Here is a 14,311-nt window from a genome sequence, read left to right as displayed (position 1 = left end):
CAGGGGACGCCCGCCGGAGGGCGGCGACCCTGTCTGGTACGAGGAGAGGGCAGAGAGCTCCGATGTCCAACTACCTAACGAACAATGAAGCCTCCGGGCGGGCGACGGCCAAGCGCCGCCGCAAGCTCTGGCTCGCCAGCGGCGTGGCCGGTCTGACGGGTGTGATCAGCCTCGCGGCGGTGGGCGTCGCGGGCAGCGCCGGAGCGGTTGGCCTGAACTGGAACACCGCGCAGGTCAGCAAGGACGGCGACCAGCACGGCGAGGAGGGCCGCGACTGGAACAAGGACCGGGACAAGGACAAGGACAAGGACAAGGACCGGGACAAGGACCACGAGCGTGGGAAGGAGGTGCCCTGCGACACCGACAAGCTGATTCAGGCGATCGTCTTCGCCAACAACAAGCACGGCGGTGTGCTGGAGCTGGCCAAGGGCTGCACCTACAACCTGAGCCGCAACGACTACCAGGGCAACGGGCTCCCGGTGATCACCGAGAACATCACCCTCAAGGGTGAGCACACGACGATCGCCCGGGAAGCCACGGCCGACTACTTCCGGATCCTCAACGTCGGCAGCGGTGGACACCTCACCATCAAGGGCCTGACCATCAAGGGTGGCCAGACCCTCGAACTGTACGAGGCCGTCGAGCCGGCGGCCGTCTGGGCGTCCTACTCGGATTCCGAGGCGATCGCGGCGCAGGTGAAGGCGGGCGTTCCGCTGAACCAGGCGCTCGCCACGCGGCAGACCAACCCGAAGGCCGGCCTCAAGGCCGCGCCCAAGGTGACGCCGAAGGCCGCGACGAAGGCGGCGCCGGGCGTCGTCACGCCGCTGGTCGAGGAGCCGGACGAGAACGACGGTGCCGGCATCCTGGTCCAGCCGGGCGGCACCGCCGAGATCATCGAGTCCGAGGTCGTCCTCAACCAGTCCGGCGGCAACGGCGGCGGCGTGGCCAACTTCGGCACCACGAAGATCTGGCACAGCACCGTCACCCGTAACACCGCCTTCTTCTTCGGCGGCGGTGTCTTCAACGCCGGCCTGCTCAAGGTCGAGGAGTCGAAGATCACCGACAACACGGCAGTCATCGGTGGTGGCGGTATCTCCAACGGTGCCGCGCGGATCTTCACCGACGACGTCGACGGCGGGACCGTCGAGTTGAAGAAGGCCGAGATCACCGACAACGAGACGCTGGGCTTCGGCGGCGGCTACCTCGACATCGAGGGCAACACCACGGCGTACGAGACCAAGTTCGTCTCGAACACCGCGATCCTCGCCGGTGGCGGCCTGGCGGCGGCGGACAGCCAGCTGAACCTGTACAACGTCTCGGTCGAGAAGAACAGCACCGCCGGTGTCGGTGGTGGTGTGGCGATCGCCTTCGACAGCGCGGTCACGTTCGAGAAGAGCAACATCAAGGACAACACCGCTGGCTTCTTCGGCGGCGGGCTCTTCAACGCCGGCAGCGTCACCACGCTGCGCGACAGCGAGGTCGTCGGCAACCGGGCCATCGGCCCGATCGGGGTCGGCGGCGGCATCTTCAACATCTTCGGCGAGGTCAACCTGTCGAGGACGAAGGTCGCCTACAACTTCTCGACCTTCGCACCGGGCGGTGTGTTCACCTTCTTCGGGCCGGTGAACGTGGACGACAAGTCCGCGATCACCGCGAACCGCCCGACGAATTGCCTGGCCATCCCGGGCGGCACCATCGAGAACTGCTTCGCCTGATCAGGAGCACCACGGCACGACGCACCACAAGGACCGGCCCCCTTCCGCGCGACGCGGAAGGGGGCCGGTCCCCGCTCACCTGCGGACGAACACCGCCACGCTGCGCGCCGGCACCGTGAAGGTGCCGGCCGCCCGGTCGAACGACGCCGTCCGCAACGCCGGGTCGGCCGAGTTCACCAGCACCGGGTGCAGTGCCACGTCCGCGCCCCGCAGACCGGTCACGGTCTGCTTCGCCGTCGCCGGCGTGCCGTTGAAGACCACTGTCAGCGACGTCCACTGCCCGCCCAGACCACGGGCGTCCAGCGTCATGGTCAGCACACCCGGCGTCTCCGCCTCGCCGGAGAGCGGGAACGCCACCCTCCGCTGCACCTGCTCGGCGGTGCTCAACCCGAACACCGGCGAGGACACCCGGATGCGCAGCAGCTCGGCGTACCGGGCGTCGGTGGTGTCGATCGCCGCGCAGTCGGGCACCAGGGCCGGGTCCGCGAGCAGTGGCTTGGCGTACGGCCACTTGTCCTCGTTGTCCTGTGCCGGCGGCAGGCCGGCGCCGAACCCGTTGCCCCGCTCGCAACCCCAGCGGATCTGGTTGAACCAGTCACCGGAGTTGAACGAGTTGCGGTCCAACGACTTCGACCGCAGCCGTTCACTGCCGGCGGTGACGAACCCGGTGCCCTGCCCCAGCGCCACGGTGCTCAGCGCCAGCACCTGCATCCGGGAACGGTCCGCCGGGCTGGTGGCCTGCGGCAGCTTGTACGCCAGCGCGTCGTACAGGATCTCGTTGTCGTGCGCGTCGACGTAGGTGACTGCCTCCCCGGGCGCGGCGGTGTAGCCGGCCGGGGAGCCGTTGTAGTCCACCTGCGCCCCGGTGACCGTACGCCCCGAGGTGTCGGTGAACCGGTAGTTCCGCAGGTTGCCCGTGAGACCCACCTTGATCAGGTCGTGGGCGTGCAGCAGGCGGGCCTTCTGCGCCGCCGCCGACCCGTTCACCGGGTCGCCGTTGGGGTCGGTGTAGAGCCCGGAGGCGAAGCCCTGCGCGCGGGGGTTGGCGTCGAACGGCCCGCCGCCGCGTACGGCGTCGCGCAGCCGGTCGTTGAACGTGCCGATGCCGGTGCCGGCCATGTTGGCCTGGGTGGCCTGCACGAACCGGGCGTCGTTGGCGACCTCGCCGAAGTTCCAGCCCTCGCCGTAGAGCATGATCGCCTTGCCGTCCACCCCGTCGCGGGCGACGGTCAGCCGGTCCAGCGCCGCACGTACGGCCAGGATGTTCGCCTTCGGGTGGTGGCCCATGAGGTCGAACCGGAAGCCGTCCACCTTGTACTGCCTGGCCCAGGTGACGAGCGAGTCGACGACCAGCTTGCCCATCATCGCGTGTTCCGGAGCGGTGTTGGCGCAGCAGGTGGAGTTGGCCACCGTCCCGTCGTCGAGCAGCCGGTGGTAGTAGCCCGGCACCACCTGGTCGAGCACCGACTTGTCGTCCACGCCAGCCGCCGCGGTGTGGTTGTAGACCACGTCCATGACCACCCGCAGGCCGGCCTCGTTCACCCCGGCGACCATCCGCCGGAACTCGGTGGTCCGCGCCGCGCCGACCGGGTCGACGGCGTACCCGCCCTCCGGCACGGTGTAGTGCAGCGGGTCGTAGCCCCAGTTGTAGCCGTCGGTGTCGGCCACCGCCGCCACGCATTTCTGCTGTTCCGCGGAGTCCGGCGCGAGGGCCGCCAGGTCGCAGGCCGGCTGGCGCTGGTCGGCCCGCTTCTCGGGGATCGTGGCGAAGTCGAACGCCGGCAGCAGGTGCAGGTGCGTCACACCGGCGTCGCCCAACGCCCGCAGGTGGGTCATCCCGGCGGTCTTCGGGTCGGTGAAGGCCAGGAAGGTGCCCCGGCGCTGCGCCGGCACGGTCTCGTCGGCGATGGAGAAGTCGCGCACCGACAGTTCGGAGATCTGCGCCTTCGACGCCGGCACGGCGGCCGGCTTGCGCAGCGTGCGCCAGCCCGGCGGGGCCAGTGCCGGATCGTTCAGGTCGACCAGCTGGCTGTGCGTGGAGTCCGCGGCCAGAGCCACCGAGTAGGGGTCGGTGACCGACGCGGTGACCATCCGCTGCGCGGCCGGCTGCCACGCCTGCACCTGGTAGCGGTAGTACTTCCCCGTCCAGGCGTGGCTGCCGTGCACCGACCAGACACCGGTGCGATCGTCGCGGCGCATCGGCACCGTCTTCGCTGCCGATGTGGGTGAGTCGAACAGTTGCAGCGCCACCGTCCGGGCGGTCGGCGCCCAGAGCGCGAGGCTCGGCGTACGACCGGCGAAGGTCGGACCGAGCGTGACCTGGGCGGCCCGGGAGTACACGTCGTCGAGCACGCCGGGGATCTGCACGCCCGTCGCGGCGAGCAGCTTCCCCTGGGCGTCGCGCTCGGTGACCAGCAGCTGCCCGCGCAGCGCCGCCGGCACCTTCGCCAGGTCACCCCGGTCGAGGGTGAAGGCCCGGTAGGACCACAGGTGCGGGAACGCCGCGCGCTGGGCCTCGGTGAGCCCGTTGCGCTGCGCCCGCAACGGCAGACTGGTGTACGTCCCGGACAGCTCGCCGTCGACGACGCTCACTCCGCCGGTGGGGGCGGCCACCAGGGCGTACACCCGACCGTCGGTGGGTGGGGTCTGCCAGGCCACCGTGGACCTGTCGATCCAGTGCGCCTTCTGCTTGCCGATGTCGGTGTCCCCACCTGCGCTGGTCGCTGTCGACGGCAGCAGACGCCCCGGGGTGGCGGCGAGCAGCCACACCTCCCGGCCGGCGCTGGCGAAGTCGAGCCGCTGGTCGTCGGGCAGATCCTTGGTGTCGCCCTTGTGGATGATGTAGTTCAGCCCGGTGGCACCGGCCGCCAGCGGCACCCGGAACACCGCGCCGAACGCGTCGATCGACGTCGGCGCGAGCGGGGTGGCCCACTCGGTCGGTTTGGCCGCCCCGTCCCACAGGTGCAGGCCCCACCCGTCGTAGTTGCCGTCGGCCCGCCGGTAGTGGATGACCGCGGTGCCCTCCTCGACCGACGGATCCGGTTGACCGGTGGCCGCCTGCCTGCTCGGGTAGATCGCCGGGTCACCCTGCTTGAGCCAGACCTCACCGGTGGCGCTCACGTCGATGCTGCGGTCCTGGGCGACGTCCTTGGTGCCGTTCTTGTCGACCACCACGAAGCCCACCGACTTCGCGCCGGGCTTGAGCTTCACCCAGGCGAACCGGCCGTAGGAGTCCTCCCCGGCGAACGGTTGCCCCTTGGGCCACTCGGTGACGTACGCCGGGTCGATGTCGCCCCAGGCGTACAGCCCCCAGTCGTCGTACCCCCCGGCCGGGCGCTGGTAGTGCACCACCGCCCACTCCCGGGACCCGCCCTGCTCGGGCGTGCCGACGACGGCGACGGACCGCGCCGTAGCGGTGCGGCCACGGCCGTCGCGCACGACGGCGCGGTACTCGATCCGGGTGCCGCCGGCCAGGCCGTCCAGGTCGTGGTGCACGGTGTACGGCGCGTGGTCGGCGCTGCCCAGCAACGTCCACCTGCCGCCGGCGACCCGGGCCGCCACGGTGACTGTGGCGAGCGGGTCGCCTGTCACCTTCGCGGTCACGGCGGCACGGGTGGCCACCGGCGCGTCCGGCGCGGGGGTGGTGATGCTGATGGTCGGCTTGCCGCTCGGCCGGGCGATGGCGGTGCCCGCGCGGTACACGGCCGCCGACAGCGGCGGCACGGTCAGGGTCAACCTGCCGTCGCCACCGGCCTGTTCCACGCCCGACCCGCCGTAGATGCCGGTGAACGTGGCGCCGGCCGACCAGGTGTCCACGGTGACAGTCTGCGCGGTCTCGGCGTTGTTCACCGCGACCACGTACTCGGTCCGGTCGGTGGGGGCGATCCGGGAGGCGGCGAACACGCCGGGACCGTCGGCGGCGTACCGGGTGACCTGGATGCCGTCGCGCAGCGCGGGGTGCGCCTGGCGCAGCCGGCCCAGCTCGGCGATCGTCCGGTACAGCGGATGGCCGGTGTCGAACTGGTCGCTGGCGTGGGTGCGGTCGGTGCCGAGCAGGTCGTCGTCGAGATAGTCGGGCACTTTCGAGGCGAACATGTCCTGCCGGGCGTCCTTGTCCCCGCCGGGGCCGGTGAAGCCCTGCTCGTCGCCGGAGTAGACCACCGGCTGGCCACGGGTCAGGAACATCAGCTGGTGGGCGAGCTGGTCCCGCCGCAGGTGGCTGGCCGGTTCGGTGCCGCCGCCGGCGATGAACGACCCGATCCGACCCATGTCGTGGTTGCCGAGGAAGGTCGTCAGCCGGCCCGCGTCGGTGTCCCGGGCGGCGTACAGGTCGTCGCGGGCGTACACGTCGGCGAGGGCCTTCGCCGAGCCGGCGCCCGCCGTGTAGCCCCGCGCGGCCTCCTGGAACGCGAAGTCGATGGTGGCCGGCAGACCACCGCGGCGCACGTACGTCGACGTGATCTCCGGGTTGGCGCTGTAGACCTCGCCGAACAGGAAGAAGTCCTTCTTGCCGGCCTTCTCGGCGGCCCGCTCGACCCCCCTGGTGAACTGCGGCCAGAAGTCCATGTTGACGTGCTTGACGGTGTCCAGCCGGAACCCGTCGACGCCTGTCGCGCCGATCCAGTCGCCGTACGCCTTCGTCATTCCCCGCACCACCTCCGGACGCTCGGTCCACAGGTCGTCGAGACCGCCGAAGTCGCCGTACTCGCTGTTCTCACCGGAGAAGGTGGAGTCCCCCCGGTTGTGGTACATGGTCGCGTCGTTGAGCCAGGCCGGCACCTTCACCGTGGCGTCGCCGGGTTCGGGGAAGACCGGCGTGTACGGGCCCGAGTTCCTGTCGACGGTGGGGAAGTCACGGCTGCCGTCGGCGTAGTTACGGTCCTCGAAGGCCCGCCCCTGCGCGTCGACGTACGGCGAGGCGGCCTTGTCCACGTAGGCATAGGAGTCCTCGGCGTACTTGATGACGTCGGCGGTGTGGTTGACCACGACGTCGAGGTAGACCTTGATCCCCCGCCGGTGCGCGAGCGAGACCAGCTCCTTGAGCTGCGCGTTCGTGCCGAAGTGCGGGTCGACCTGGGTGAAGTCGGTGATCCAGTAACCGTGGTAGCCGGCCGAGACGTCGTCGCCCTTGCCCTGCACCGGACGGTTCTTGAAGATCGGGGCGAGCCAGATGGCGGTGGTGCCCAGACCCTGGATGTAGGCCAGCTTGTCGATGACGCCCTTGAGGTCACCGCCGTGGTAGAAGCCCTTGTCGGTCGGGTCGAGCCCGGTGCGCAGCCGACCACCGGTCAGGCCACCGGAGTCGTTGCGCCGGTCGCCGTTGGCGAACCGGTCCGGCAGGACGAAGTAGAACTGCTCGGCACGCGCGGTGTCGTCGCCGGCGGCCAGCAACGCCTCGGCGGTGGGCTCGTTGCGCCACTGGACGGCGCCGGCCGCGGCGAGGGCGTCGGTGCCGGACGGTCGGGGGTCGGCGTCGGCGCCGAGGGGCCGCGTGGAGTCCGGCGTACCGACGAGGGTGAAGGTGAGCAGGCAGACGAGCGCGAGCAGGGCGGTACGCGGGATCGGCGGGGGTTTCATCGACGGCCTTCCTCTGGTCGTGATTGGCCGCACGCTAACCCTTGCCGAAACAATCTGCAATACCTTGCAAACAAAGTCGTAACCGAGCAAAGTCCTTGCGGAAGTGCAGCTCAGAATCCGCTGCAGCGCACTCCGTCGACTGTGCAACCCCGCGGCGTCGTGGACGCCCGCTCCAGGTGGAACCGCAACGCCACCGACCCGCCGGCCGGCACGTCCACCCCGCTGACGTACGTGAAACTCCCGTCGGACTGACGCAGCGTCCCCTGTGGCACCCCCTCCACCCAGGCGGTCACCAGCCGCCTACCGGAGAAGTCGAACCGCACCGTCCAGCCGTGGTCCGCACCCGACGCGTTGACGATCAGCACCTCGCCGATGAAACCCCCGTCGAAGCTCTGCATCACCCGGTACCGCCCGCTCACCGCCGGCGGCCGCGGCGACGACGCCCCGGTCGACGGTCGCCCCGAGGTCGGCGCCGCCGTCGGGCCGACCGCCGGTGGCCGCGACATGGCAGGTGTGCTCGGGGGCGGCCCGCTCGCCCGCGGCGACAGCCCCGGCCGCACCGGCGCCCGCTCCGGCAGCGGCGTCGACGACTGATCCGACGGCGCGACCGGCGCCTGCGGCAACGGCAGCCCCGCCGGCGGCGGGCCGTCGTCGGAGGCGGGACTACGCCCCCGGTACGCGCCCAGGGCCACGAAGAGCAGAACCACCATCACGACGAGGCCGGCACACGCCACGATCCACGGCGACGACGCGATGGCAGCCGGACCGTGCGACGGTCGCGGCGCGCGACGCATGCCGGACATGTACCTCCCTCAGCGGGCCGTCCGGGCAGCGTAGCGATCGACGGCCCGACTCGAAAGCGGCGACGGCCGCCACCGACGCCCGTTCAGCCGAAGCGGCAGTCGACGCCGTTGACCGTGCACCGCACCGGCCGCTGCGCCGACCCGTCCCAGGCCAGCCGCAACCGCAACGTCTGCGTGTCACCCGGATCCAGCGCCGCCCCGCCGCTCACCACGAACTCGCCGTTACCCTGCGCCGACACGGAGATCCCCGCTTCGCCGCTGACCCGCAGACCGCGCATGTCGTCCTCGAACGCCAACTCGACCCGCCAGTCCACCGACCGGGCCGACTCGTTCGTCAGCGACAGCACGGCCTCCGTCGCATTCCAGCCGTCCGTACCGACCTGGTACCGGGCGGTCACCGCCCCGTTCGCCGGCGCCACCGCCCGGGCGCTCGTCCGGGCCGGCGACGGCGAACCCGTGGTGGCCCGCGGCGACGGCGTCCGGCTGCTGCGCGACGGCCGCGGCGACGCCGTACGCCGCTCCAGCCCACCCGGGGTCGGCCCCGACGACGCCGCAGCCGGCACCGTCGGCAGGAACACCGGCGGCGCGGCCTGCGGCGCGCTCTCCCGCTCCCGCGTACGGAACGACAACAGCGCGATCACCAACAGCACCACCAGCGCGCCGATACCGAGCAGCACCACGATCCACGGCACCGACAGCAGCACACGCGCCGTCCGCGGACCTCCCGCACCGTCCGGCCCCACCGCCATCAGGTCTCCCCTCGTCCCACCGACGCGACAGCGTAGCCAGCGGCGGCCGGACCGAACACCTCGCGGGTACAGATCGGACCGACCGGCCCACCCGACGCGGAAAACGGCTCGCCCGCGTGGACGGTCCGCCAGCGGTCAGGCCGTCCGGACAACGGTGCAGATCAGCGGACCCTCACCCGACGTACGCAGCAGATAGCGGTACCGCTCCCCCGGCACCGCGTACCCCCGGCTGTCCAGGAACTCCCACTCCACCGACACCATGGTCAGCAACGCCGACACCGGCTGCACGTCCTCGATCCGAGCGTGCGCGGCGATCAGCTCCCGATCCTGGTAGTCGGGCGCGGCGCCCACGAAGGACAGCGCGACCGCAGCGAGGGAAGTGAACGAGAAGCTGTACGTGTCGGCCACCACCAACCCGGGCAGGGCGTAACAACCAGCGAGCGACGGCAGGTCGCCGGAGGTCATCGCGGCGCCGTACCTGTCGAAGAAGCCGGTCAGCGCGTCAAGATCGGTGGAGGCGTTCACGCGACAGCAATTGCCGCTCACGGGGCGGGCCAAACCTCAGCGGGGCGGAACCCGCACCTCGATCTCCGCACCCAACCGGGCGCCACCGGTCAACCCCAGATCGTCACCACTCCAGAACCGCCCCGGGTCGTACCAGTTCGGACGCTTACCGGCGGGCAGCAGGCCCATCGCCTCGTAGGTCACCGCCACCACCTCGGCGCAGTACGCCGTCTCCAACGCCCGCTCCCGCGCAGCAGCGCTGGCCGGAGCGGCAGAGTCACCCCGGGTCGCCTGGGCGGCCCGCGAGACGGCTCGCAGCGCGGCCCGGCCGGGACCCGGCAGCGACGGCACCCGACCGCGCACCCACCGCCACGCCAACTGCGCGGTCGACGGGAACGGCGTGCCGTCCAACCGCGCCACGGTCCGCAGCACCGCCCGCTCCATCTCCCCGGCGGCCGGCGGGTCGAGCTGCCGCAGCCAGGCCCGCTGCCCGTACCGGTTGGCCCACACGCAGACCGCGTCCCGCAGGTCGTGCAACTGCACACCGCGCTGGTGCGTGCCCGACCACAGGTCCGGCAGCGACCTGCCCAACTCCGCGTGCCACATCAGCGGCGGCATGTCGTCCAGCACCACAGCCATCCCGACGTGATTGACCGGGCTGTTCGTGGTGAACTGGATCGCCCGGTCCGGCACGCTGCGACCCCGGAACACCCACACGTCACCGGTGCGGGTCAACTCGACGGCCTCATCCAGGCTGATGCTCATGAGGGACTAGCCTAGGCCGATGCGGCAAGGATTGCGGTGGTGGAAGGTCCTCGGGCTCGCCGGCCTGGCCGGGGTCGCGGCGTCCGGCGTGGTGATCGCCCGCGCCGAGCGGCGCCGGCGCGCGTACACCCCGGAGGAGATCCGTCAGCGGCTGCTGGAACGGCACGCCCAGGCCGGCGACGCCACGAAACCCGTCGACCCAGCCTGACCCACGAGCCCACGGCTCCGCGGCTGTCAGCGGCAGGGCGCCGTCAACCCGGCCGCGCCACGTCAGTGTCCGCTGCCGGCGCGGACCGGCTCGGCATCGTCGGTGGCGTCGGTCGACGCGAACCGGTGCGCCCGCCGGCGCAGCCACCAGGTGCTGACCAGGCCGGCGAGTACGGCGAGGACAAGTCCCGCCCAGGAGATGTCCTTGAGCCAGTGCTCGGCCGCCCGACCGACGCTGTACAGCAGGTACGTGGTGCCGAACGCCCAGACCAGGCCGCCCGCGGCGTTGGCCAGCAGGAACCGCCGGTAGGGCACGTGCAGTGCTCCGGCGAGCGGGCCGGCGAGGATGCGCAGCAGCGCCACGAACCGACCGAAGAAGACGGCCCACACGCCGTACCGGGCGAAGCTCCCCTCGGCCCGGGTGAGCTGCGCGGGGCCGAGATGACGCGGGAAGCGCCGACCGAGCCTGATCAGCAGTGGACGGCCGCCGCGGCGGCCCACGGCGTACCCGATGGAGTCGCCCGCGATGGCGCCCACGGCCGCCGCGGTGGCGACCCACTCCGGCTCGACGACGCCGGTGGCGGCGAGCAGCGCGGAGCTGACCAGGACGATCTCGCCGGGCAGCGGAACACCCATGCTCTCCACGCCGATCACCGCCGCGACGATCAGATAGACCGCCAGCGGCGGCAGCGCCACGAGCCAGTGCTGTACGTCGACCATGGCCGTCGTGTCCTCTCCCGGTCGGTCCGCCCTCGAACCCTACCCGGGGTCTGGAGATCCGGGCGTTCCTCCAACCGACGAAGGGCGCTGGCGATCCGCTGTGGCTGCCGGCCGTGTCGATGTGCTGCTGAGCGGTATACCTCAGAGGTATGAATATGACTCTGAGGTATACCGCTCACGACCCGCGTCCGCCTCCACGAGGTGACCGAGGGTCACCGCCGGTAGCCGGCGGGCCCTGGGTGGCGTGCCCGGCGGGAGCGGTCCGTCACGCAGTGGCGGGGATGTCCGCACAGCCGCCGAAATGGTGGTCGGCACGGATCTGATAGGCGTCGACGATGTCGAAGATCCACCAGGTGGAGCCGTTGGTGCAGTCCTGCCGGTACAGCGCGAGGTCCGTCGACCCGTTGCCGTTGTAGTCGCCGGGGGCCGGGATGTCCTTGCAGCCGCCGTACTTCAGGCCTGACTGGATCGCCCCGCCCAAGCGCACGTTGTAGATCGACCAGGACGAGCCGTTGGCGCAGTCCTGCCGGTACAGGGCCAGGTCGGCCCACTTGTCGCCGTTGTAGTCACCCGGCGCCGGGATGTCGGCGCAGCCGCCGTACTTGAAGCCGGACCTGATCGCGCTGGAGTTCTTCACGTCATAGATCGACCACGACGAACCATTGGCGCAGTCCTGCCGGTACAGGGCCAGGTCCGTCACACCGTCACCGTTGTAGTCACCCGGCGCCGGAATGTCCCCACAGCCCCCGTACTTGAAATCGGCCTTGATCTGCGTCGTCTTGTCCCGGCCGCTCTGGATCCACCACGCCGAACCGTTGACACAGTCCCGGCGGTACAACGCCAGATCCGCCACCCCATCACCGTTGTAGTCACCCGGCGCCGGGATGTCCGCGCTCCCGCCGTAGTGGTGATCGGCGAGGACGATCTGCTCGGTGCTGGGGCTCTGCACCCACCAGGCCGAACCGTTGACCGGGTCCGGTCGGTACAACGCCAGGTCGGTGGAGCCGTCACCGTCGTAGTCCGCGAGTGCGGAACTCACGGACCCCCACATCGCCGTCGCCAGCCGTTCCCCGTCCGCTGCCTGTGGCTGGTACGCGTCCGGGGTGCCGGAGACCTGTACCGCCTGGCAGATCTCGCCCACCGGTGCGCTCTGCCAGGGGAACCTCTCCATCTTGGTGAGGAAGGAATTGGTCGAGTACACCGGGTCCAGGATCTGCGCCTGCGTGCCCCAACCTGTGCTGGGGCGCTGCTGGTACAGACCCAGACTGTCCCGGTCGCCGTAGGGGAGGTTCTGGATCGTGCTCTCCACGATCGCCGTGGTCAGCGCGATGGTGGCGGCGCGGACGGGCAGCTTCCGCGCTTTCACCACCTGGACGATCAACCGGGCGCACGCCACCCGGCTGGGGGTGAGGGCGGCGCCGCTGAGCTTGCCGGTCAGCGTCGGGCCGACCCGGGCGGCGAAAGCTGCGTCGGCGCTGGTGGGTGCGGCCGCCGTGCAGTCGGGGATGACGGCGGCCCGGGCGACCGGCACGTCGAAGGCCAACGCGGCGAACGTCACCAGGGCGGCGAGGCCGGCGAGTGCACCGTGGGAACGAAGACGTCTCACACCTTGCTCCTTGCGAAACGGGGATGGGCGGCGAGGGTGGGGCCGCCCCCGGAAGCGGAACGGCCCCACCCGAGCTGTCAGGCAGTCGCGGGGATGTCCCCGCAGCCGCCCCAGTGGTGGTCGGCGAAGATCTGGCTGTTGTCCGTGATGTCAAGGACCCACCAGGTGGAGCCGTTGGTGCAGTCCCGGCGGTACAGAGCCAGGTCGTTGATGCCGTCCTCGTTGTAGTCACCGGGAGCGGGGATATCCGCGCAACCGCCGTACTTCAGACCCGACCTGACCGCGCTGGCCGTGACGATGTCGAAGATCGACCAGGACGAGCCGTTGGTGCAGTCCTGCCGGTACAGCGCGAGGTCCGTCGACCCGTTGCCGTTGTAGTCACCCGGGGCGGGGATGTCGGCGCAGCCGCCGTACTTGAGGCCCGACTGGATCGCCCCGCCCAACCGCACGTTGTAGATCGACCAGGACGAACCATTGGCGCAGTCCTGCCGGTAGAGGGCCAGGTCGGCCCACTTGTCGCCGTTGTAGTCACCCGGCGCCGGGATGTCCGCGCAGCCGCCGTACTTGAAGCCGGACTTGATCGCGCTGGAGTTCTTCACGTCGTAGATCGACCACGACGAACCATTGGCGCAGTCCTGCCGGTACAGGGCCAGGTCCGTCACACCGTCACCGTTGTAGTCACCCGGCGCCGGAATGTCCCCACAGCCCCCGTACTTGAAATCGGCCTTGATCTGCGTCGTCTTGTCCCGGCCGTTCAGGATCCACCACGTCGAACCGTTGACACAGTCCCGGCGGTACAACGCCAGATCCGCCACCCCATCACCGTTGTAGTCACCCGGGGCCGGAATGTCCGCGCTCCCGCCGTAGTGACGATCGGAGAAGATGCTCTCGCGCGAGTTGGAGCTCTCCACCCACCACGCCGAGCCGTTCGTGGCATCCCGCCGGTACAGCGCCAGGTCCGTCTGGCCGTCACCGTCGTAGTCCCCGGTGACCATCCTGGTCGCGGTGGGACTGTCGACGATGTTCTTGTATCGCAGCGGTCGGTTGTGGGTGATGTCGTAGTACGAGATGTCGCCGACCTGGTTGTGGCTGTTCGGGACCGGCCCCTTGGCCCAGTCCTGGAAGGCCGGACCGTTCAAGGAATAGGTATATGCGCCCTTGCTGTGGTCGGCGCCGTCCTTCCATCGGGCGAACAACTCGATGTGCCCGCTCGAGAGGATCGCGTCACCAGGCTTGAGCGAGTCCGCGCTGATCGAGTCCGTCACCGACCCGATCGAGTTACGGAAGTCGTCGGTCGTCGGGCTGCTGGAAAGGTGCCACGCCATCGAGACCAGGCCGGAGCAGTCCGTCCGGTACTGCTTACCGCCGGGGTCCGACGACTGCTGGGTCGAGATCACCCTTCCGCTGCCGTCGTAGACCGTGCCGTAGACCACGTTCTTGTCGACCCAGTACTGGGCGCGGGCGAGCACCTCAGACCGGGTGATCTGGCCGCCGATGCTGCTGGCTGCCTGGGCCGGAGCGGCGGACGTCACCACCTGGATCGCGGTGAGCGCGGTGGCGGTGGCGGCCAACGCCAGCGCTCCGGCCACGATGCGACCGGCTCGCTGACGTAACCTTGTTCTGGTCATCGGGATCCCTTCGACTGGCCAATTCCTGCCAGTGAGG

10 protein-coding genes are annotated in these 14,311 nt (G+C 70.5%); 2 read left to right on the top strand and 8 right to left on the bottom strand.

Annotation, left to right across the window (positions count from 1 at the left end; all coding sequences use genetic code 11):
* Positions 1-62 precede the first annotated feature (62 nt).
* The gene (locus ACLQ27_RS27700) at positions 63-1,715 is read left to right on the top strand and encodes a hypothetical protein (RefSeq protein ID WP_425869416.1); all 1,653 of its coding nucleotides are present in this window, start codon (positions 63-65) and stop codon (positions 1,713-1,715) included.
* Positions 1,716-1,790: 75 nt separating this feature from the next.
* Here the strand turns inward: ACLQ27_RS27700 and pulA are convergent, their stop codons facing one another.
* From pulA to ACLQ27_RS27675, 5 genes are all read right to left on the bottom strand, one after another.
* Positions 1,791-7,292 carry a pullulanase-type alpha-1,6-glucosidase gene (gene pulA, locus ACLQ27_RS27695; protein WP_425869414.1) on the bottom strand — a complete coding sequence of 1,834 codons (5,502 nt, stop codon included), beginning with the start codon at positions 7,290-7,292 and terminating at the stop codon, positions 1,791-1,793.
* 110 nt (positions 7,293-7,402) lie between these two features.
* Positions 7,403-8,095, bottom strand: a complete 693-nt coding sequence (locus ACLQ27_RS27690; protein ID WP_425869412.1) for a cellulose binding domain-containing protein — start codon at positions 8,093-8,095, stop codon at positions 7,403-7,405.
* Between the two features lie 83 nt (positions 8,096-8,178).
* Positions 8,179-8,844, bottom strand: a complete 666-nt coding sequence (locus tag ACLQ27_RS27685; RefSeq protein ID WP_425869410.1) for a hypothetical protein — start codon at positions 8,842-8,844, stop codon at positions 8,179-8,181.
* Positions 8,845-8,979: 135 nt separating this feature from the next.
* Positions 8,980-9,369, bottom strand: coding sequence for a hypothetical protein (locus ACLQ27_RS27680; RefSeq protein WP_234588232.1), 390 nt, complete (start codon positions 9,367-9,369; stop codon positions 8,980-8,982).
* Positions 9,370-9,405: 36 nt separating this feature from the next.
* Positions 9,406-10,113 carry a hypothetical protein gene (locus tag ACLQ27_RS27675; RefSeq protein ID WP_234588231.1) on the bottom strand — a complete coding sequence of 236 codons (708 nt, stop codon included), beginning with the start codon at positions 10,111-10,113 and terminating at the stop codon, positions 9,406-9,408.
* A 19-nt stretch (positions 10,114-10,132) separates the two neighbouring features.
* Between ACLQ27_RS27675 and ACLQ27_RS27670 the strand changes: the two genes are divergently transcribed.
* Positions 10,133-10,321 carry a hypothetical protein gene (locus ACLQ27_RS27670; protein ID WP_425869408.1) on the top strand — a complete coding sequence of 63 codons (189 nt, stop codon included), beginning with the start codon at positions 10,133-10,135 and terminating at the stop codon, positions 10,319-10,321.
* Positions 10,322-10,383: 62 nt separating this feature from the next.
* Here ACLQ27_RS27670 and ACLQ27_RS27665 read toward each other — a convergent pair whose 3' ends face one another.
* From ACLQ27_RS27665 to ACLQ27_RS27655, 3 genes are all read right to left on the bottom strand, one after another.
* Positions 10,384-11,040, bottom strand: coding sequence for a DedA family protein (locus ACLQ27_RS27665; protein ID WP_234588229.1), 657 nt, complete (start codon positions 11,038-11,040; stop codon positions 10,384-10,386).
* A 265-nt stretch (positions 11,041-11,305) separates the two neighbouring features.
* Positions 11,306-12,646, bottom strand: coding sequence for an FG-GAP repeat domain-containing protein (locus ACLQ27_RS27660; RefSeq protein WP_425869405.1), 1,341 nt, complete (start codon positions 12,644-12,646; stop codon positions 11,306-11,308).
* Between the two features lie 77 nt (positions 12,647-12,723).
* Positions 12,724-14,274 (bottom strand): FG-GAP repeat domain-containing protein, encoded by a 1,551-nt coding sequence (locus tag ACLQ27_RS27655; RefSeq protein WP_425869404.1) that lies wholly within the window; start codon positions 14,272-14,274, stop codon positions 12,724-12,726.
* Between the last annotated feature and the right edge of the window lie 37 nt (positions 14,275-14,311).

Source organism: Micromonospora sp. DT63, assembly GCF_049841615.1.
Classification (GTDB): domain Bacteria; phylum Actinomycetota; class Actinomycetes; order Mycobacteriales; family Micromonosporaceae; genus Micromonospora.
The sequence above is the reverse complement of the archived record's forward strand: the minus strand, read 5'-3'. Positions and strand labels throughout refer to the sequence as shown.